At 58.7% G+C, this 18841-nt stretch carries 16 protein-coding genes; 15 read left to right on the forward strand and 1 reads right to left on the reverse strand.

The genetic code is table 11. From position 1 onward, the window contains the following. Nucleotides 1-73: 73 nt before the first annotated feature. The 12 genes from PSEBG33_RS25575 (at nucleotide 74) to PSEBG33_RS25520 (ending at nucleotide 12176) form a co-directional block, all read left to right on the forward strand. Complete coding sequence (locus PSEBG33_RS25575) at nucleotides 74-925, forward strand: LysR family transcriptional regulator (protein ID WP_005783745.1); 852 nt, start codon at nucleotides 74-76, stop codon at nucleotides 923-925. Between the two features lie 234 nt (nucleotides 926-1159). Continuing rightward, the gene (locus PSEBG33_RS25570; RefSeq protein WP_005783747.1) at nucleotides 1160-1978 is read left to right on the forward strand and encodes an energy transducer TonB; all 819 of its coding nucleotides are present in this window, start codon (nucleotides 1160-1162) and stop codon (nucleotides 1976-1978) included. A gap of 49 nt (nucleotides 1979-2027) precedes the next feature. Next, nucleotides 2028-2750 carry a MotA/TolQ/ExbB proton channel family protein gene (locus PSEBG33_RS25565; protein ID WP_087945271.1) on the forward strand — a complete coding sequence of 241 codons (723 nt, stop codon included), beginning with the start codon at nucleotides 2028-2030 and terminating at the stop codon, nucleotides 2748-2750. A 1-nt stretch (nucleotide 2751) separates the two neighbouring features. Next, complete coding sequence (locus PSEBG33_RS25560; protein ID WP_005783751.1) at nucleotides 2752-3153, forward strand: ExbD/TolR family protein; 402 nt, start codon at nucleotides 2752-2754, stop codon at nucleotides 3151-3153. Nucleotides 3154-3340: 187 nt separating this feature from the next. After that, a complete protein-coding gene (locus PSEBG33_RS25555) occupies nucleotides 3341-6229 on the forward strand; it encodes a glycosyltransferase family 32 protein (protein ID WP_005783753.1) in 2889 nt (962 codons plus the stop codon). A 257-nt stretch (nucleotides 6230-6486) separates the two neighbouring features. Then, nucleotides 6487-7068, forward strand: a complete 582-nt coding sequence (locus PSEBG33_RS25550) for an alpha/beta hydrolase (RefSeq protein WP_005783755.1) — start codon at nucleotides 6487-6489, stop codon at nucleotides 7066-7068. 48 nt (nucleotides 7069-7116) lie between these two features. After that, complete coding sequence (locus PSEBG33_RS25545) at nucleotides 7117-8043, forward strand: sigma 54-interacting transcriptional regulator (RefSeq protein ID WP_005783756.1); 927 nt, start codon at nucleotides 7117-7119, stop codon at nucleotides 8041-8043. 109 nt (nucleotides 8044-8152) lie between these two features. Then, nucleotides 8153-8935, forward strand: a complete 783-nt coding sequence (locus tag PSEBG33_RS25540) for a MetQ/NlpA family ABC transporter substrate-binding protein (protein ID WP_005783758.1) — start codon at nucleotides 8153-8155, stop codon at nucleotides 8933-8935. Between the two features lie 317 nt (nucleotides 8936-9252). Next, the gene (locus PSEBG33_RS25535) at nucleotides 9253-9918 is read left to right on the forward strand and encodes an amino acid ABC transporter permease (protein ID WP_005783759.1); all 666 of its coding nucleotides are present in this window, start codon (nucleotides 9253-9255) and stop codon (nucleotides 9916-9918) included. Continuing rightward, nucleotides 9899-10558, forward strand: coding sequence for an amino acid ABC transporter permease (locus tag PSEBG33_RS25530; RefSeq protein ID WP_005783761.1), 660 nt, complete (start codon nucleotides 9899-9901; stop codon nucleotides 10556-10558). The genes PSEBG33_RS25535 and PSEBG33_RS25530 overlap by 20 nt, the downstream gene beginning before the upstream one ends. Then, on the forward strand, nucleotides 10555-11331 hold the full coding sequence (locus PSEBG33_RS25525) for an amino acid ABC transporter ATP-binding protein (protein WP_005783763.1): 777 nt from the start codon (nucleotides 10555-10557) through the stop codon (nucleotides 11329-11331). Before PSEBG33_RS25530 ends, PSEBG33_RS25525 begins: the two co-directional genes overlap by 4 nt. Beyond that, entirely contained in the window at nucleotides 11328-12176 is an 849-nt protein-coding gene (locus tag PSEBG33_RS25520; RefSeq protein WP_005783765.1) for a transporter substrate-binding domain-containing protein, read from the forward strand. The genes PSEBG33_RS25525 and PSEBG33_RS25520 overlap by 4 nt, the downstream gene beginning before the upstream one ends. 73 nt (nucleotides 12177-12249) lie before the next feature. Here PSEBG33_RS25520 and PSEBG33_RS25515 read toward each other — a convergent pair whose 3' ends face one another. Beyond that, a complete protein-coding gene (locus tag PSEBG33_RS25515; RefSeq protein WP_005783766.1) occupies nucleotides 12250-13410 on the reverse strand; it encodes an AAA family ATPase in 1161 nt (386 codons plus the stop codon). 120 nt (nucleotides 13411-13530) lie between these two features. On the opposite strand from PSEBG33_RS25515, the gene PSEBG33_RS25510 reads away from it, so the two are divergent. Genes PSEBG33_RS25510 through PSEBG33_RS25500 form a run of 3 tightly spaced genes read left to right on the forward strand, consistent with a single transcriptional unit; the run spans nucleotide 13531 to nucleotide 18742 of the window. Continuing rightward, nucleotides 13531-14613, forward strand: a complete 1083-nt coding sequence (locus PSEBG33_RS25510) for an efflux RND transporter periplasmic adaptor subunit (RefSeq protein WP_005783768.1) — start codon at nucleotides 13531-13533, stop codon at nucleotides 14611-14613. Then, the gene (locus PSEBG33_RS25505; RefSeq protein WP_005783770.1) at nucleotides 14610-15680 is read left to right on the forward strand and encodes an efflux RND transporter periplasmic adaptor subunit; all 1071 of its coding nucleotides are present in this window, start codon (nucleotides 14610-14612) and stop codon (nucleotides 15678-15680) included. Before PSEBG33_RS25510 ends, PSEBG33_RS25505 begins: the two co-directional genes overlap by 4 nt. Beyond that, nucleotides 15677-18742, forward strand: coding sequence for an efflux RND transporter permease subunit (locus tag PSEBG33_RS25500; protein ID WP_005783771.1), 3066 nt, complete (start codon nucleotides 15677-15679; stop codon nucleotides 18740-18742). The genes PSEBG33_RS25505 and PSEBG33_RS25500 overlap by 4 nt, the downstream gene beginning before the upstream one ends. Nucleotides 18743-18841 lie beyond the last annotated feature (99 nt).

Raw genomic sequence — 18841 nt, forward strand, 5'->3', positions numbered from 1 at the left:
ATGGTCAGGCAGCGGGGTATGCTGAAATTAAATATAAACATGCCAATCAGTGGCAAACGCAATGGTGATGACGTTGTTCGATCCCGTGTTGTTGCGCAGTTTTGTCGCCGTGGTGGACTGCGGCAATTTCACCCGCGCCGCCGAGCGCCTGCATTTGACCCAGTCCACTGTCAGCCAGCAGATCCGCCGGCTTGAAGACGCAGTGGCTTGTCAGTTACTGGACCGCGACCAGCGCCGCGTGGTGGCTACCGCCGAGGGTGAGCGTCTGCTCGCGTATGCGCGCCGCATTCTCGCACTGCACGAAGAAGCCGCCGACGTGCTGATCAACCAGCAGAGCGACGGTGTGTTGCGCCTTGGCGTGCCGGAGGACTTTGCCGCCGAGCGCCTGATGCCGCTGCTTTCAGCGTTTGTCGTGGCCTATCCACGGGTGCGGCTGGAAGTCACCAGCGGTCTGGGCCCTGAATTGCAGCGCCAGTACCGGGGCGGTGAATTCGATGTGTTGCTGGTCAAGCAGATGGGCGACAGCGACGACTGTGTAGCGTCGTGGCCGGAGCCCTTGTATTGGGTCGACAGCCTGAGCACCCCGGCGCTGGGCCGCGATCCGCTGCCGCTGGTGGCTTTCCCGGTGGGCGGCTTGTACCGCAACGACATGCTTCACCATCTTGAGCGGGCCGGCTGGCGTTGGCGCATCGGCTACTCCAGTGCCAGCCTGGCCAGCGTGTGTTCAGCGGTGGCGGCAGGCTTGGGCATCAGCCTGTTGCCGGAGCGGGTGTTGCAACCGGGCCATCGCATACTCGGCCCGGAGAGTGGCTTGCCGCCTGTTCATGGCGTGCGATTGGCCCTGTATGGCCGCAGTGGTTTGGGCGCAGCGGGCCAGAGTTTGCTGGGAGAATTGCTGGCGTTGTGCAGTGGAAACCCGCACTGAGCCATACCTTTGCTGAATATTTTGTATGCCTTTAAAGCATTGAAAAACAAGGGTTTGGCGCCAGGCCCCGAGCCACGTGGCTTTGACGTCAGCGACTGTTGTATTTATGCGATTTTGTTCTATCTATAACTTTAAAGATTACTTTAAGAGATAAGTGTCTGGCCCCGATGATTCAGCCCTCGACGGGGCTGCACGCTGGCCCGTCGGTTTTTCAAAACCGTAGGGAGTGAATCAATGGGCAATGTCCAGACCGCCGCCAGTGCACCCGAGGCGCAATGGCGCCAGGCACCGAGTGGTGAGTTGGTCGACCTTGGCCGGCCGCATCGCGCGCCGTTGGGGCAATTGCGCCTGCAGAAGACCCCGAAGCGTTTTTCCAGCCACCGCGAAGGTATTTTGCTCGGGTTGCTGGTGTTGGCGCTGCACGGCGCAGTGATCTATTGGGTGAGCCAGAAACCCACGCCGGTGCTGCCGATTGTGCCGCCGGAAATTCCGCCGATGACCATCGAGTTTTCCCAGCCGGCGCCGCCGGTGGTTGAACCGCCACCACCTGTACCGCCACCACCGCCGCCACCTGTAGTCGAGCCACCGCCGCCGGTGGTGGATGAGTTAGCGGCCAAGCCGGCGCCGCCCAAACCCATTGCGAAACCCAAACCCAAGCCCGCGCCGAAACCTGAGCCCAAGCCGGCCCCCAAAGCCGTCGAGCAGCCGCCTGCGCCACCGACGCCAGCCCCACCTGCTCCGCCCGCACCTGCGGCGCCAGCGCCAGCGCCGGTGACGCCGGCTTCGGCCAACGCCGCGTACCTGAAAAACCCGGCACCGGAGTACCCGTCACTGGCTCAGCGTCGCGGTTGGGAAGGCACGGTGCTGTTGCGGGTGCATGTGCTGGCCAGCGGTAAGCCGGGTGAGATTCAGGTGCAGAAAAGCAGCGGGCGCCAGCAACTCGATGACGCCGCACTGGCCGCCGTAAAGCGCTGGAGCTTCGTACCGGCCAAGCAGGGTGATGTGGCTCAGGACGGCTGGGTCAGCGTACCGATCGACTTCAAGATTCATTAATTATTCGGCCGCGGTGTGCACACGCCGCGACCTGCACAAGAGGGAAAACATCATGGCATTAGCGTCTCCACTTGAATCCATCGAAAGCGCGGTGATCTGGCTGCTGGTGATCTTTTCGGTCGCCACCTGGGGCCTGGCGTTGCTCAAGGGTGTGCAGTTCGGTCGCCTCAAGGCGCAGGATCGCAAGTTCCACAAACAGTTCTGGGCGGCATCGAGCCTCGATTCAGCCGCCGAACTCGCCGAAACCCAGCCCGGCGCCGCCGCGCGTGTGGCCCAGGCCGGCTATGCCGCAATCCAGGTGGGCGATACCCCTCACGCTGCGGATCTAAGCCAGGCGATCAATCATCAGGACCGCCTCGAACGCGCCTTGCGCCAGCAAATCGTGCGCGAGCGCCGCTCCCTGGAGACCGGCCTGGCTGTGGTTGCCAGTATCGGCAGCACCTCGCCGTTTATCGGCCTGTTCGGCACCGTGTGGGGCATCATGGAAGCGCTGAAGGGGATCAGCGCCGCCGGGTCCGCCAGCCTGGAAACCGTGGCGGGGCCGATTGGTGCGGCGTTGGTCGCGACCGGTGTGGGGATCGCCGTCGCGGTGCCTGCGGTGCTTGTCTACAACTACTTCCTGCGCCGCCTGAAACTGACGGCGGCGGACCTGGACGACTTTGCCCACGACTTCTACAGCCTGGCGCAGAAAAATTCGTTCCGTGTGCTGCTGCACCCAACACTGGCCAAGGCCAGCGTCGGCAGCCCGCAGAAAGTGAAGGAGGCGTCCTGACATGGCCTTCTCCACGCAAGACAGTGATGAGGTGCTGAGCGAGATCAACGTCACGCCGTTGGTGGACGTGATGCTGGTGCTGCTGGTGGTGTTTATCGTCACCGCGCCGCTGTTGACCAACTCGATCCCGATCAACCTGCCCAAGACCCAGGCCGTGGCACCGGTTGAGCAGAAGGATCCATTGGTGGTGAGCATCGACGGTGCTGGCAAACTGTTTATCAACAAGGACGAAATCCAGCCGGACCTGCTGGAATTCAACCTGCAGTCGGCCAAGGCCAAGGACCCCGATGTGCGTGTGCAACTGCAGGCTGACGATGGAGTGAACTACGGCGAGGTGGCGCGAGCCATGGCGTCGATTGAGCGTGCGGGCATAACCAAGTTGTCGGTGATCACCGCACGTTAGTTTCAAAAAGTCTCCACAGTTTTTGGGCCGCTTTCCTTGGCAGGGTGCGGCCTTTTTTTATTTAAGCGTTATGACGTTTATAGGAGAAAAGAATTTACACGTTTTTGAATGTTTCCAGGCGTGCAATTCGCAACGGTATGATTATTCTGGTCGGTGCACGGAGTAATTTAATTAAAGGAGCAGTTGCATGAACGTACGTTTTCCTATTCATTCAGTAAGTGCATTCGTGAACCCGCAAGTAACGACCCCTCAACCTGAAGAAAAAAACCCCGTCGGGGTTTTTTCACGGCCTGATAGACCCGGTCCGCAACACCCTTTAGCGCAACGATCGTCAAGTCATGTCGGCTCTCGGGAAAGTACCACTTCAAAAGTGCTCAAGCCTAATCCTGAAATAGATGCTTATATCAGCACGCACGCATCCGATTTCATTTCGCCTGAAAAAGAAATTTCGACTATTTTGTCCGCCAAGATAAAGCAGCATTGGGGGGTGGATATTGATCCTGACACCACGTATCTGGTTACGTTTAAACCTAATGGTACTGATGAAAAGGATGTTGTAGAGAAAGTAACGCTGACCCAGGCGGCTTTGAAAAATAGGCAAGATGTAAAAATTGAAGATGATGAGGGGTGGTTTCGAAAAATCGCCAAGTTTTTTTCACCGGCAGTTTATATAACCAATAAGATTGAAGGCTGGGTGGAGGAAGCACACAGCCGACAGGGTATTTATCGGCAGCCAGGGTCTCCAGGTGCTGCGCTCTATAGCGCGGCCACTCAAGTGGCCATTCCTGTTGAGGACTTCAAAGCCTTGGTCTGGGATACAGACCGAACCCAACTTTACAAGAATACGCTGGACGGGTTTTGGGACAAGCACAGCGGTTCATACGCTTCATTGAGTAAAATATCCTATCTTAAAGCGATCCATCTACAGCGCTTGGAAGGGACGCTTGGCCCTGTCGAGGCGGCACTTGCCCAGCGGGCGTTAGGGCCTATTGCGCAAAAGGAATGGTCGGAGCTGACGGTGCAGGATTTTTCAGCGCCTCGCATAAAGGATCCTAATGTGGATATTGGGTTGCTGAGCATCAATGGCTTGCAGTCAACCGACTTGATGTGTGTGACCGATCGCAGAACCCAACTGACGTTGCTGTACATCCCTGGTAACTCCTCGCCGATACATCGTTTCGATAACCCTCAGAAAATGAAAACCTGGTTGGCTGAGCAGGCCACCGATCCAGTAAAGCGCGCCTCACTGCTAACCCATTTCTCTCTCAAGGACCAAGCCGACAAGTCGTTTTCAGATGGTGTGCGTCAATCCCTGGAAGGGATGGCAAATTGGTCCAATGCGCAGGCGTCAGGGAGCGCTTTCCTTTCAGGGCTCAATGGCTGGGTACCTGATCGCTTTATCACGGTTGACCCTTTGCGCAACGATCCTTTTGAAGCGGTCAAGGTTCGACAAAAGGCGCGGTCATATTCGGATGCGGAAAACGCGATCGTCAGCGATGGCGACTACACCAAGAACAAAGTGTTGCAAGGCGTGGAAGAGGCCACGAAGGTCGCGATGTTCATGACGCCTCTCGCGTTGGTCATGCCGGAAGTCGCGATAGGCCTGGATGTTTTCTTCATGGCTGCCGGGGCCACTCAAACAGGTATCGGTATTGATGATGCCGTCAAAGGTAAAGCGACGGCCTCTGACCGGATCGTTTTCGGGGTATTGAATGCTGTACCGCCCTTAGCCACCCATGCGGGGGCTCCACTGGCGAAAGTGATGACAGGGAGAGTGTCCAGCGAGGGCATTGCAGCCGGGGTTGATGCTACAACTCGGGTGCCCGCTCAAGTGCCCGAACAAGGGCGTCCATTCTTCAATCCGCCACGACGAGTCAATGGCCATATCGGCTACCCGATGGGGCCTGTTTCACCGCCGGTGATCCGCGAAGAGTTCACGATACCCATGGACGGTGTGCAATCAGCGTTCAAGGGATGGAATATGATTTATTTTAACGAATACCTTGTTCCAGTTACGTATGACGTAGGGGCAGGCCTCTGGCGTGGGCTTACCGATGACGGTGAGGCGGCGGCAGACATATTTTATTGGCGTAATAGTCAAGGGGAATGGCTGAGTGGTACCGAGTCTGAAGCGCTTGCAGGTAGTAAAAGCTCACCTGCTTCGGTTATCAATAAAACGCTGACGCTGCCGAAGTTACCGCCGCTACCGTCGGGTGCTACGCCGGTACCTAAAGTTATTCACTATTTTTGGGCCGGCAACGAGATGCCAGAACACTTGATCGAAAATATTGCGGAAAACTCCAGAAACAGTCCAGGATACAAGTCCATTGTTCATGTGGATGCAAATAACGCGAATGCTTTTCAGAAAATAAAGTCTGCGCTGGATCACAAAGTGGGTGGGCTGGAAGTGCATGATCTAAAAGAGGATGAGGCTTTTCGAGAACTGAACGATAGTAAATATGGAGAAATGTATCAGTACTTTCGCTCAGGCCAGGGGCAGAATTTGGCAGCCTCATCGGACGTGATGCGCGTGGCATTGATAAAAAAGTACGGTGGAATATATCTGGATACAGATGATGCGCTGACGTTTAACGTGGGGGAGGTCACGCTGAACGCTACGCAACATGATGTATTGATGAGCTCGCCCGTCACGTATGCAGGTGCGGATTTCAGCGGGTTCAATACAAGTAATTTTGCAAGTCATCCAGGTAATCCGTTATTCGATAAGATTCTGGAGGAGTCGTATCAGCGATACAAAGCCAACGAACCGTGGTTTAACACCCATCGTCCTTTCCAGCACGACAGCTCGACTGATATAGAACGGCAAGCCTATAAAGAGTACGAAACGAAAATTTTCGAGGTGACCGGGCCGAGAATGTTTGGTGATGTAATGGTGCAAGAAGATTATGGTTTTTTTCCGATGATTGATGAAGTTAACGAGCTAATTGGTACGCGTTTTGTACTTCCCGAAGGCTATAGAAATACATACGCAGAAGCACAGAGTTTTTATATGCCAATGCACAGTAAGTTTGGGGTAACTATCGGCTCAGAGCACTCTATGCATCACTCTCGTTGAATCGGCAAAGCGGTCGTCGTCGTTGTTGAGAGCTGGGTTATACAACTCAACGACTGACGGCATTACAGCCATCGCCCCCTGACGCCTTGGTGTTGGGGGGCCAATGGTTTGGGTTGCATGAATGACGGAGGAGCAGGTTTCGAAAAAAGTAACGTTATGATTTTTTGGTTATTAATAAATTCCTTTTTATTCCTTATTTGATTGTTTTGACGCCTCTATACTGACCAGAACGTTAAACGCTGCAGGAGGGCACACCCATGCACAGCGAGTCGATTCGTTATCTGATCGTGCCGGGCTGGCAAGGATCGCCAGAAGATCATTGGCAAACCCATTGGCAGCACAGCTTGCCCAACAGCGCTCGCGTGGAGCAGGCCGATTGGCTGACGCCGCGTCGCGAGGATTGGGTAGCCGCACTGGCCGAGGCCATTGCTGCCGACAGCACGCCGGTCATCCTGATCGCCCATAGCCTGGGTTGCATCACCGTGGCCCATTGGGCCGCCACCGCCCCCGTGCATTTCTTGCGACAGGTACGCGGTGCGTTGCTGGTGGCTCCGGCAGATGTCGAACGCCCGGCGTGTGCACCGGCACTGCGCAATTTCGCACCGATTCCTGCCGATTTGTTGCCATTCCCCAGCCAAGTGGTCAGCTCCGACAACGACAGTGCCGTCAGCGCCTCCAGGGCTTTGGAGTTGGCGCGTCAATGGGGCGCCGAGGCCGGCATCCTCTCGGGTGCCGGGCATATCAATGTGAAGTCCGGCCACCGGCGCTGGGAACAAGGTTTTGCTTACCTTTATCGCCTGCAACATCGCCTCGAGCACCATGCTCGGCGTAGCGCCTAATATTTTTTCAACGCCCCGTCCCTGAGTGGATTGGGGCGGGAGCCTGCCATGAGTCTGCATGAAACCTACGGCCAGCCTTTGCTGACCTTTCCCGATGCCGAAAAGAGCCCACTGAGCATCCGCGCCAAGGCGTTGGTGTTCGTCGACCCACGCTCACGCCAACTGCGTGAAGAATTGGAAAGCCTTGCGCCGCGCGCCTTACCCGTATTGATCCGCGGTGAAACCGGCAGTGGTAAAGAACTGCTGGCGCGACACATCCACCGTGGCAGTGACCGTACTGGCCTGTTTGTCTCGGTCAACTGTGGTGCCATCAGCCCCACCTATGCGGATGCCGAGTTGTTTGGCTATGCCGCCGGCAGCCACAGCGGCGCAGCGAGCAGTCGGGCTGGCTGGTTTGGCTCCGCCAACGGCGGCACCTTGTACCTGGACGAGATTGGTGACTTGCCGCTGCCGATCCAGGTGAAATTGCTCTCGGCCCTTGAAAATCATGAGGTCACCCGCGTCGGTGCCCATCAGCCCAGCCCGGTAGACGTACGTCTGGTCGCCGCTACCAGCATCGACCTGGCCCAGGCCGTGGCCGTGGGCAAGTTTCACGAGCGCCTGTTTCATTACTTGAGCGAAGGCCGGCTGGACCTGCCGGCGTTGCGCGAGCGGGTAGGGGATATTTTGTCCTTGGCCGAGTATTTCCTCGGCATCTACAGCCAGCGCCTGGACCTGCCGGTGCCACTTATCAGCGACGCCGCTCAACAGGTACTGGAGCGTCACACCTGGCCGGGCAATACCCGCGAACTGGAAAACGTCATTCACTTTGCCTTGCTGGTGAGCAGTGGCGATGAAATCTTGCCCGAGCATTTGAACCTGCCGGTGGCCGGCTCGCCGCTGGAGCAAGTACGACGAATTTTTGCCAGCGCCAGCGCGTCCGAGCGCGAATCGCTGCGTACCTTCCTGTATGAACAAAATGGAATATCAACGTGAATAAAAGATATTGTTCGGGAATAAAAAATCTAGGTATTGTCCTTCCTACGCCGCGATAGCATTTCGCTGGCACCTCACATAAAAAATGGTCGTTAGAAAAGGACACTGCATGAAAAAGGTTCTGTTGTTTACCGCCCTGGCGGCTGCCCTGACTGCCGGCTTCGCCCAGGCCAACGAAAAGCTGGTGGTCGCGGCCACGCCGATTCCGCACGCTGAGATCCTGGAGTTGATCAAGCCGACCCTGGCCAAGGAAGGCGTGGACCTGCAGATCAAAGTCTTCACCGATTACGTGCAGCCAAACGTGCAAGTCGCTGAGAAGCGCCTGGACGCCAACTACTTCCAGACCCTGCCGTACCTGGAAAACTTCAACAAAGGCAAGGGCACCAACCTGGTCACGGTAGTCGGTGTGCATGTTGAACCCATCGGCGGCTACTCGAAAAAGATCAAGAAAATTGAAGATCTGAAAGACGGCGCGACCGTGGCCATCCCGAACGAAGGCTCCAACAGTGGACGCGCTCTGTTGCTACTGCAGAAGAGCGGGCTGATCACCCTGAAAGACCCGACCAACGCGTTGTCTACGCCAAAAGACATCAAGGACAACCCGAAAAACCTCAAATTCAAAGAGCTGGAATCGGCCCTGCTGCCACGTGTGCTGGATCAGGTTGATCTGGATGTGATCAACACCAACTACGCCCTCGAAGCCGGCCTGAACCCGGCCAAGGACGCGTTGATCATCGAAGATGCCAAATCCCCTTACGTGAACTTCCTGGTAGCGCGCCCTGACAACAAGGACAGCGACGCTATCCAGAAACTGTCCAAGGCCCTGACCAGCCCGGAAGTCAAAGCTTTCATCGAGAAGAAGTACAACGGCGCAGTCGTGCCGGCGTTCTGATGTAACTCAAAACCCCCTTCAAGGTTTCAACGCCGACGGCTACTACAGCGTCGGCGTTTTTTTATCTGAAATACGGTCAAAACTGTGGGAGCTGGCTTGCCTGCGATAGCGGTGGGTCAGTATCACTGCTGTATCTGACAGACCGCTATCGCACGCAAGCCAGCTCCCACAGAGGTTAGTTTTTTGGGTGATATCAATATGCTATTTCGGTATTTAAATTTTGCTTTTTATACCTTTAAAGTTCGCACTACCCGACGTTATCCACGCCGGAACGGATTGCGCTCGCAGCATTACCCATGCGGCGATATGGACTGCACATGACCTTCGATTTCGCTTTTATCCTCAGCACCTTGCCGGCGTTCCTGCAAGCGGTGGGCGTAACCCTGCAAGTGGGCCTGATCGCCATCGGCACCTCCTTGCTGGTGGCGCTGATCAATGCAGCCTTGTTGGTGTTTCGCACGCCGTACCTGTCACGGCTGGTAGCGCTGTATGTGGAGCTGGCGCGGAACACGCCGCTGTTGATCCAACTGTTTTTCGTCTACTTCGCACTGCCGGCCCTGGGTTTGAATATCTCCGGGTTCTGGGCGGCAATCATCACCATGACCTTTCTCGGCGGCGCCTACCTCACTGAAGTGTTGCGCGCCGGTGTGGAAGCGGTGCCGCTGGCGCAGATCGAGTCGGGCAAGTCCATTGGCCTGTCCGACTGGCAGTTGCTGCGCCATGTGATTCTGCCCCAGGCCGGCATCCTCAGCCTGCCGGCGCTGTTCGCCAATTTCATCTTTCTGCTCAAGGAAACCACGGTGGTTTCCGCAGTGGCGGTGCCGGAGATTCTCTACACCACCAAGAGCTACATCGCCCTCTACTACAAGACCTACGAGATGCTCGCCGTGCTGACGCTGATTTGCGTGCTGCTGTTTTTGCCGTTGTCGTTGCTGCTCAGCCGTTTGGAAAGGAGGCTCCAGCATGGCCAGTTCGGGTCTTGAGTTGCTGTGGGTGTCGTTGCCACAACTGGGCAAAGGCGCTGCGCAAACCCTGTCGATTTCGTTTTTGAGCATCGCTTTCAGTACGGTCGGCGGCGTGCTGTATGGCGTGCTGCGCACCTTGAATAACAAGGTGATCGACGGCGTGCTGCGCATCTACCTGGAGCTGTTCCGGGCGATTCCGGTGCTGGTGTGGTTGTACCTGCTGTTTTTCGGCCTGCCGATTTTCTTTGGTGTGAGCCTGCCGAGCTTCTGGTGCGCAGTACTGGTGTTGTCGCTATGGGGCGCCAGCGAAGTCGGCGAGGTGGTGCGCGGTGCATTGCATTCTCTGCCGCGTGGCCAGCGTGAAGCGGGCTTGTCGATTGGCCTGTCCGACCCGCAGTTGTACGGCTACGTGCTGCTGCCCCAGGCCCTTAAACGCATGACGCCGCCGACCATCAACGTCTACACGCGCATCATCAAGACCAGTTCCCTTGCGGTGCTGATCGGCGTGGTGGATGTGATCAAGGTCGGCCAGCAAATCATCGAGCGTACCTACGAGTCGGTATTGATCTACGGCGCGCTGTTCCTGTTTTTCTTCTTTATCTGCTACCCGTTGTCGGCCGCCTCCAAGGTGCTGGAACGGCGCTGGGCCCAAGCATGAGTGCATTGATCGAGTTCCAGGGTTTCAACAAATTCTTTGGCCAGGCGCAGGTGCTCAAGGGTATCGACCTGAGCGTGCAAAGCGGCGAAGTGGTGGTGATCCTCGGCCCCAGCGGCTGTGGCAAAAGCACCTTGCTGCGCTGCCTCAATGGGCTGGAAGTCGCGCACAGCGGCAGCCTGCGGTTTGCAGGCGTTGAGCTGCTGGATAAAAACACCGACTGGCGCCAGGTGCGCCAGGACATCGGCATGGTGTTCCAGAGCTACCACCTGTTCCCGCACATGAGCGTGCTCGACAACATCCTGCTCGGCCCGCTGAAAGTGCAAAAACGTGACCCCCGCGAGGCCCGTGAGCAGGCGCAAAAACTGCTGGAGCGCGTGGGCCTGGCCGACAAGCGCGACGCGTTCCCGCGCCAGCTCTCCGGCGGCCAGCAGCAACGCATCGCCATCGTGCGTTCGTTGTGCATGAACCCCCAGGTCATGCTCTTTGATGAGGTCACGGCGGCCCTTGACCCGGAGATGGTCAAGGAAGTGCTGGAAGTGATCCAGGGCCTGGCCCGCGATGGCATGACCCTGCTGATCGTCACCCACGAGATGGCCTTCGCCCGCGCCGTCGCTGACCGCGTGGTGTTCATGGAGGCCGGTCGCATCCTCGAACACAACACCCCCGAGGCATTCTTTACGAACCCGCAGACCGCACGCGCGCAGCAGTTCCTGGAGAAGTTCTCCTTCGTTTCAACACTGCCCAAAAAGATCAAGGAACTGGAGCTGATATGAAAAAACTACTGCTGCCACTGTTTGCCGTCGCCTTGCTGGCCGGTTGCGATAAAAAGGCCGAAGAGCCTGTAAAACCCGCGGCTGTCAGCTACATCGACAAAATAAAAGCGCGGGACAAGCTGATCGTTGGCGTCTTCACCGACAAGCCACCGTTTGGCTTTGTCGACGAGGCTGGCCGCTACGTCGGCTTCGATACCGACATTGGCCGTCAATTCGCCAAGGACCTGCTGGGCGACGAAAACAAGGTGGAGTTTGTCGCCGTTGAGCCCGCCAGCCGCATTCCGTTCCTGCAAAGCGACAAGGTCGACCTGATCCTCGCCAACATGACGGTGACGCCTGAGCGCAAGGAAGCGGTGGACTTCACCAACCCCAACCTGAAAGTCGCGGTGCAGGCCCTTGTACCGAATGACAGCACGGTAAAAAGCCTGGATGACCTGGCCACTCGCACCACCATTGTCACCACCGGCACCACCGCCGACATCTGGCTGACCAAAAACCACCCTGACTGGAAGCTGCTCAAGTTCGAGAAAAACTCCGAGTCGCTGCAAGCGCTGTCGGCCGGGCGTGGCGATGCTTATGCCCAGGACAACCTGGTGCTGTTCAGCTGGGCCAAGCAGAACCCGGGCTACCGTGTGCTGGCAGAAAAGCTGGGTGATGAAGCACCGATTGCCCCGGCGGTGAAGAAGGGCAATACCGAACTGCGTGGCTGGGTGAATGCCGAGCTGGCAAAGCTGGGCGAGGAGAAGTTCCTGCTCAAGCTCTATGACCAATATGTGCGCAAAGAACTGAGCGATGACACCAAGCCTGAAAGTGTGATTGTTGAAGGCGGGAAGTGGCAGGGCTGAAACCTGACTTTTTGTGTTGGCTGCACCGGCCTCATCGGGGGCTTGCTCCCGATGAGGCCGGTACAGTCACCACCTACTCCGGCCAATGCCAGGCCGGCCCATCCAGAATCCCTTGCCCCACGATCCGCGTTTCCCCCAACACCTTCTCCAGCACAATCGAATTGCACCCCTCATCCTGCTGCAACGCCGCAATCAAGCGGCTGGCATGGGACACCACCCACACCTGACATTGCTTCGACGCCTGGATAATCAAGCGCGCCAATGCCGGCAACAGGTCCGGGTGCAGGCTGGTCTCAGGTTCGTTCAGCACCATCATGGTTGGCGGCCGTGGCGTCAGCAGTGCGGCGATCAACAACAAGTAGCGCAAGGTCCCGTCCGACAGCTCCGCCGCCGACAACGGCCGCAGCAAGCCTTCCTGATAGAACTCAATGGCAAAGCGTCCGCCTTGCAACGGTTCAATGTTCAGGCGCGCACCCGGGAATGCATCGCTGACTGCACGTTGCAACGCCTCGGGGTCGCCGATCTCGCGGATGGTCTGCAACGCGGCCGCCAGATCGCGGCCATCGTGATGCAACACCGGCGTACGCGTGCCCAACTGGGGCTGGCGCACTGGCGCGTCCACGTCGCTGCGAAAGTGATCATAAAAGCGCCAGCCACGAATGCTTTCACGCAACAGCAGCACTTCCGGCGAGCCGCGCAGGCTGCCGACCTGATCGAACAGGCTGTGGTAGTTGGGTGTGTGCTGCGCCAGTACATCCCAGGCACGGCCTTCGCGGGCACGCACCATGGCACCTGAGCGCTGCACCAACAGGCTGGCCGGGCGGTAGATGTGGCCGGCCCAGATGCATTCCTTCTTCACTTCGGGGTCGAGGCTGAAGAACGACGAGGTTTTTTCCGGCAATCCCAGAGAGATTGCGTAGCTGAAATCTTCGGCGGCAAACCCCAGGCGCAGGCGTTTGACGCCTTGGCGCACATTGGATTCGATCGGTACTTCACCAGTGCGCATACGCCGGCTGATGGTTTCCGGCCCGGCCCAGAAGCTCGAGTCCAGCCCGCCTTCACGGGCCAGGGCATTGATCACTCCGCCCTGGGCGGTTTCTGCCAGCAGGCGCAGGGCCCGGTACAAGTTGGACTTGCCGCTGCCATTGGGCCCGGTGATCAGGTTCAAGCGGTCCAGCGGCACTACCAATTTATTGATCGAGCGGTAATTGGCCACCGCGAGGGTTTTGAGCATATGCATTTAATCGGCTGGGGAACCATTGGAGTATGGGATCCTCCATGCAGATAAGGAACCCTGATCTAAGCTCACAGTCGCATACACACTTGTACCTTGCGTCACGCAAAAGGAGCCTGCATGGGCGGTCGCACTTCGACATTTATTTTCAGCCTTGGCCTCCTGGCGCTGCTGAGCGGCTGTGGCCAAGACAAAGCCGAGCCCAAGCAGCATTCACGGGTATTTGTGCAAACCGTGCAGCCGGCGGATTTTGCCGCGGCGGTCACGCTGACGGGCGATATCCAGGCGCGGGTGCAGACCGATTTGTCCTTTCGCGTGGGTGGCAAGATCATTCAGCGCATGGTGGACGTGGGCGACCGAGTAACGGCCAAGCAAGTACTGGCCAAGCTTGACCCCAAGGACCTGCAAACCAACGTCGATTCCGCCCAGGCCCAGGTTGTGGCCGAACAGGCGCGGGTCAAGCAGACCGCCGCCGCCTTCGTGCGCCAGGAAAAACTCTTGCCCAAGGGCTACACCAGTCGCAGCGAATACGACGCTGCTCAGGCCGCATTGCGCAGCAGCCAAAGTGCCCTGGCCGCCGCGCAGGCGCAATTGGCCAACGCCCGTGAGCAACTTGGCTACACGGCGCTGGTCGCCGATGCACCGGGGATCATCACGGCGCGCCAGGCCGAAGTCGGCCAAGTGGTTCAAGCCACCGTACCGATCTTCAGCCTGGCCCGTGATGGCGAACGTGACGCGGTGTTCAATGTGTATGAATCCCTGCTGGTGGAGCCGCCGCCGGATGCGCCGATTACCGTCAGCCTGCTGGAAAACCCGAGCATCAAAGCCGTGGGCAAGGTGCGTGAAGTGACCCCGGCAGTGGCGGCCAATACCGGCACCATACAAGTGAAGATCGCCCTGCAAAACCTGCCCAAAGGCATGGAGCTGGGCTCGGTGGTGAGCGCCACCGCCAACGGCCCGGCCAAGGCCAGCATCGAATTACCCTGGGCGGCCTTGACCAAAGACCTCAGCGAGCCCGCCGTATGGCTGGTGGATGCCGACGGCAAGGCGCAGTTGCACAAGGTCAAGGTGGCCCGTTACCTCACCGGCAAGGTGATTATTGGCGAGGGCCTTAAAGGCGGCGAAAAAGTCGTAGTGGCCGGTGGGCAATTGCTGCACCCCGGCATGGTGGTCGAGATCGCCCGGCAAGGAGCCCAGCCATGAAGCAACTGACGGTTATCGTCGCCGCCAGCCTGTTGCTGATGGCTTGCTCCAAGGAAGAGGCGCCGCCTGAGCCTGTGCGCCCGGTGTTGTCCATGCAAGTGAAGGCTGAAGATCAGGAAAACCTCGGCCGCTTCGCCGGCACTATCCAGGCCCGCTATGAAAGCAACCTGGGTTTCCGGGTGCCGGGCCGCATCGCCCGTCGCGCCGTCGACGTGGGCGCCGAGGTGGAGAAGGGCGCCTTGCTTGCCGTGCTCGACCCCACCGACCAGCAGAACCAACTGCGTGCCGCCCAGGGCGACCTCGCCCGCGTGCAGGCACAGTTCATCAATGCCCAGGCCAATGCCCGTCGCCAGCAGGAGCTGTTCAACCGGGGCGTCGGCGCCCAGGCTCAGTTGGATGTGGCGCAGACTGACCTGAAAACCACCCAGGCCACCCTTGATCAGGCCCGCGCCTCGGTCAATCAGGCCAAGGACCAACTCAATTACGCCGAACTGCACACCGACCACGCCGGTATCGTCACCGCCTGGAATGCCGAGGCTGGCCAGGTAGTCAGCGCGGGGCAGCAGGTGGTGACCCTGGCTCGCCCGGACATCAAGGAGGCAGTGATCGACCTGCCTGCCGGCCTGGCCGAGCGCCTGCCGACGGATGTGGTGTTTCTGGTCGCCGGGCAACTGGACCCCAGCGTGCATACCACCGCCGTCGTGCGCGAGATCGAACCCCAGGCCCAAAGCGCCACGCGCACCCGCCGCGCACGCCTGAGCCTGACCGACACCCCCGCTGCGTTCCGCCTGGGCACCGCCATCAGCGTGACCTTGAGCAGCGCCATTACGCCGCGTATCGAATTGCCCTTGAGCGCCTTGCAGGAAGTCGACGGCAAGACGCGCATCTGGCTGCTTGATACCCAGAGCCAGACTGTGCAGCCACGCGACGTCAGTGTGGTCAGCCGGGATGCTGACAGCGCCTTGGTCAATGGCGGCATCAAAGCCGGTGAACGCATCGTCACCGCCGGCGTGAACAGCCTGAAACCCGGGCAAAAAGTCAAAATCGACGAGGACAGCCCACGATGAAAGGGAGCTTCAACTTATCCGACTGGGCCCTCAAGCATCAGTCCTTCGTCTGGTACCTGATGTTCGTCGCGCTGCTGATGGGCGTGTTCTCGTATATGAACCTGGGCCGCGAGGAAGACCCCTCGTTCACCATCAAGACCATGGTGATCCAGACCCGCTGGCCGGGCGCTACCCAGGAGGAAACCCTCAAGCAGGTCACCGATCGCATCGAGAAAAAACTCGAAGAACTCGACTCCCTTGATTACGTGAAAAGTTATACGCGACCGGGTGAGTCCACGGTGTTCGTGTTCCTCAAGGACACCACCAGCGCCAAGGCCATTCCGGAGATCTGGTACCAGGTTCGCAAGAAGATCGATGATATTCGCGGCACCTTCCCCCAGGGTTTGCAGGGGCCGTCGTTCAACGATGAGTTCGGTGATGTGTTCGGCTCGGTGTACGCCTTTACTGGCGACGGCTTGTCGATGCGTCAGTTGCGCGACTACGTGGAGCAGGTGCGCGCCGAAATCCGCTCGGTGCCGGGGCTGGGCAAGGTCGAGATGATCGGCCAGCAGGACGAAGTGATTTACCTGAACTTCTCCACGCGCAAACTGGCGGCATTGGGCATTGATCAACGTCAGGTCGTGCAAAGCCTGCAATCGCAGAATGCGGTAACGCCTGCCGGGGTGATCGAGGCCGGGCCGGAGCGGATTTCGGTGCGCACCTCCGGGCAGTTCGCTTCGGAGAAAGACCTGGCCAACGTCAACCTGCGCCTCAATGACCGCTTCTATCGGCTGGCGGATATCGCTGACATCAGCCGTGGCTATGTCGACCCGGCGCGGCCGATGTTCCGCTTCAATGGTAAGCCCGCCATCGGCTTGGCCATTGCCATGCAAAAGGGCGGCAATATCCAGTCGTTCGGCAAGGCGCTGCACGGGCGCATGGACGAGCTGACTGCCGACCTGCCGGTGGGCGTCGGTGTGCACAAGGTGTCTGACCAGGCCGAAGTGGTGGAAGAGGCTGTCGGCGGCTTTACCAGCGCGTTGTTCGAAGCCGTGATCATCGTGCTGGTGGTGAGCTTTATCAGCCTCGGTATGCGCGCCGGGCTGGTGGTGGCGTGCTCGATTCCGCTGGTGCTGGCGCTGGTGTTCGTGTTCATGGAATACAGCGGCATCACCATGCAGCGGGTGTCGTTGGGTGCGTTGATCATCGCCCTCGGCCTGTTGGTGGACGATGCGATGATCACCGTGGAGATGATGATCACGCGCCTGGAAAAAGGTGAAACCAAGGAGCAGGCCGCTACCTACGCCTATACCTCCACGGCGTTCCCGATGCTCACCGGTACGCTGGTGACCGTGGCCGGTTTCGTGCCGATTGGCCTCAATGCCAGCTCGGCGGGCGAGTACACCTTTACTCTGTTCGCGGTGATCGCCGTGGCGATGCTGGTGTCGTGGGTGGTGGCGGTACTGTTTGCGCCGGTGATCGGTGTGCATATTCTCAGCGCCAATGTGAAACCGCATAACGCCGAGCCTGGGCGCATCGGCCGCGCGTTCAATGGCGGTATGCTCTGGGCCATGCGCAACCGCTGGTGGGCCATCGGTATCACCGTGGCGCTGTTTGTGGCCTCGGTGTTTTCCATGCAGTTTGTGCAGAACCAGTTTTTCCCGTCATCGGATCGCCCGGAAATCCTGGTTGATCTGAACCTGCCGCAGAACGCCTCGATCAACGAGACGCGCAAGGCGGTTGACCGCCTCGAAGCGATCATCAAGGACGATCCGGATATCGCTCGCTGGAGCACCTACATCGGCCAGGGCGCGATCCGCTTCTACTTGCCGTTGGACCAACAACTGGAGAACCCGTACTACGCGCAGTTGGTGATCGTCAGCAAGGGCCTGGAAGAGCGCAGCGCCTTGATTGCGCGATTGCAGAAACGCCTGCGCGATGATTTTGTCGGTATCGGCAGCTATGTACAGCCGCTGGAAATGGGCCCGCCAGTCGGGCGGCCGATCCAGTACCGCGTGTCCGGCAAAGACACCGACCAGGTGCGCAAGCACGCCATCGAACTGGCGACCTTGCTGGACCAGAACACCCACCTGGGCGAGATCATCTACGACTGGAACGAACCGGGCAAAGTGCTGCGCGTTGATATCGCCCAGGACAAGGCGCGGCAACTGGGGCTGTCGTCGGAAGACGTGGCGCAGTTGATGAACAGCGTGGTCAGCGGCGCGGCGGTGACCCAGGTGCACGACGATATCTACCTGATCAATGTGGTCGGTCGCGCCGAAGATGCCGAGCGCGGTACGCCGGAAACCTTGCAGAACCTGCAGATCGTTACGCCCAACGGCACCTCGATCCCGTTGCTCGCATTTGCCACGGTGCGTTACGAGTTGGAGCAGCCGCTGGTGTGGCGTCGTGACCGCAAGCCGACGATTACCATCAAGGCCGCGGTGCGCGATGAGATGCAGCCGACCGACCTGGTCAAGCAACTGGCGCCGACCATCCAGAAATTCAGTGACGGCTTGCCGGTGGGCTACAAAGTCGCTACCGGCGGTACCGTGGAGGAAAGCGGCAAGGCCCAGGGGCCGATTGCGAGTGTGGTGCCATTGATGCTGTTCCTGATGGCCACGTTCCTGATGATCCAGTTGCACAGCGTGCAGAAAATGTTCCTGGTGGCCAGCGTTGCACCGCTGGGGTTGATCGGCGTGGTGCTGGCGTTGATCCCCACCGGTACGCCGATGGGCTTCGTAGCGATCCTGGGGATCCTGGCGCTGATCGGCATCATCATTCGTAACTCGGTGATTTTGGTGACGCAGATTCATGAGTATGAAGTGGCCGGCTACACACCGTGGGATGCGGTGGTGGAAGCCACCGAGCATCGACGTCGGCCGATTCTGCTTACGGCGGCAGCGGCGAGCCTGGGCATGATCCCGATTGCCCGGGAAGTGTTCTGGGGGCCGATGGCCTACGCGATGATTGGCGGGATTATCATCGCCACGTTGCTGACGCTGCTGTTTTTGCCGGCGCTGTATGTGGCCTGGTACAAAATCCGCGAACCCAAACAAGAGCATCAGGAACAACGCGGTTAAAAATTTGGGAGGGGGGCTTGCTCCCGATGGCGATGGTTCAGTCAGTGCATCTGTATCTGGCCCATCGCCATCGGGAGCAAGCCCCCTCCCACATTTGGA

The organism is Pseudomonas synxantha BG33R (assembly GCF_000263715.2).
In the GTDB taxonomy this organism is placed as follows: Bacteria; Pseudomonadota; Gammaproteobacteria; order Pseudomonadales; family Pseudomonadaceae; genus Aquipseudomonas; species Aquipseudomonas synxantha_A.

Bases quoted from the DNA above. Each gene is read 5' to 3' on its own strand.
- PSEBG33_RS25570 (WP_005783747.1), top strand. From the start codon at position 1,160: ATGGGCAATGTCCAGACCGCCGCCAGTGCACCCGAGGCGCAATGGCGC.
- PSEBG33_RS25560 (WP_005783751.1), top strand. From the start codon at position 2,752: ATGGCCTTCTCCACGCAAGACAGTGATGAGGTGCTGAGCGAGATCAAC.
- PSEBG33_RS25555 (WP_005783753.1), top strand. From the start codon at position 3,341: ATGAACGTACGTTTTCCTATTCATTCAGTAAGTGCATTCGTGAACCCG.
- PSEBG33_RS25550 (WP_005783755.1), top strand. From the start codon at position 6,487: ATGCACAGCGAGTCGATTCGTTATCTGATCGTGCCGGGCTGGCAAGGA.
- PSEBG33_RS25545 (WP_005783756.1), top strand. From the start codon at position 7,117: ATGAGTCTGCATGAAACCTACGGCCAGCCTTTGCTGACCTTTCCCGAT.
- PSEBG33_RS25540 (WP_005783758.1), top strand. From the start codon at position 8,153: ATGAAAAAGGTTCTGTTGTTTACCGCCCTGGCGGCTGCCCTGACTGCC.
- PSEBG33_RS25535 (WP_005783759.1), top strand. From the start codon at position 9,253: ATGACCTTCGATTTCGCTTTTATCCTCAGCACCTTGCCGGCGTTCCTG.
- PSEBG33_RS25530 (WP_005783761.1), top strand. From the start codon at position 9,899: ATGGCCAGTTCGGGTCTTGAGTTGCTGTGGGTGTCGTTGCCACAACTG.
- PSEBG33_RS25525 (WP_005783763.1), top strand. From the start codon at position 10,555: ATGAGTGCATTGATCGAGTTCCAGGGTTTCAACAAATTCTTTGGCCAG.
- PSEBG33_RS25520 (WP_005783765.1), top strand. From the start codon at position 11,328: ATGAAAAAACTACTGCTGCCACTGTTTGCCGTCGCCTTGCTGGCCGGT.
- PSEBG33_RS25515 (WP_005783766.1), bottom strand. From the start codon at position 13,410: ATGCTCAAAACCCTCGCGGTGGCCAATTACCGCTCGATCAATAAATTG.
- PSEBG33_RS25510 (WP_005783768.1), top strand. From the start codon at position 13,531: ATGGGCGGTCGCACTTCGACATTTATTTTCAGCCTTGGCCTCCTGGCG.
- PSEBG33_RS25505 (WP_005783770.1), top strand. From the start codon at position 14,610: ATGAAGCAACTGACGGTTATCGTCGCCGCCAGCCTGTTGCTGATGGCT.
- PSEBG33_RS25500 (WP_005783771.1), top strand. From the start codon at position 15,677: ATGAAAGGGAGCTTCAACTTATCCGACTGGGCCCTCAAGCATCAGTCC.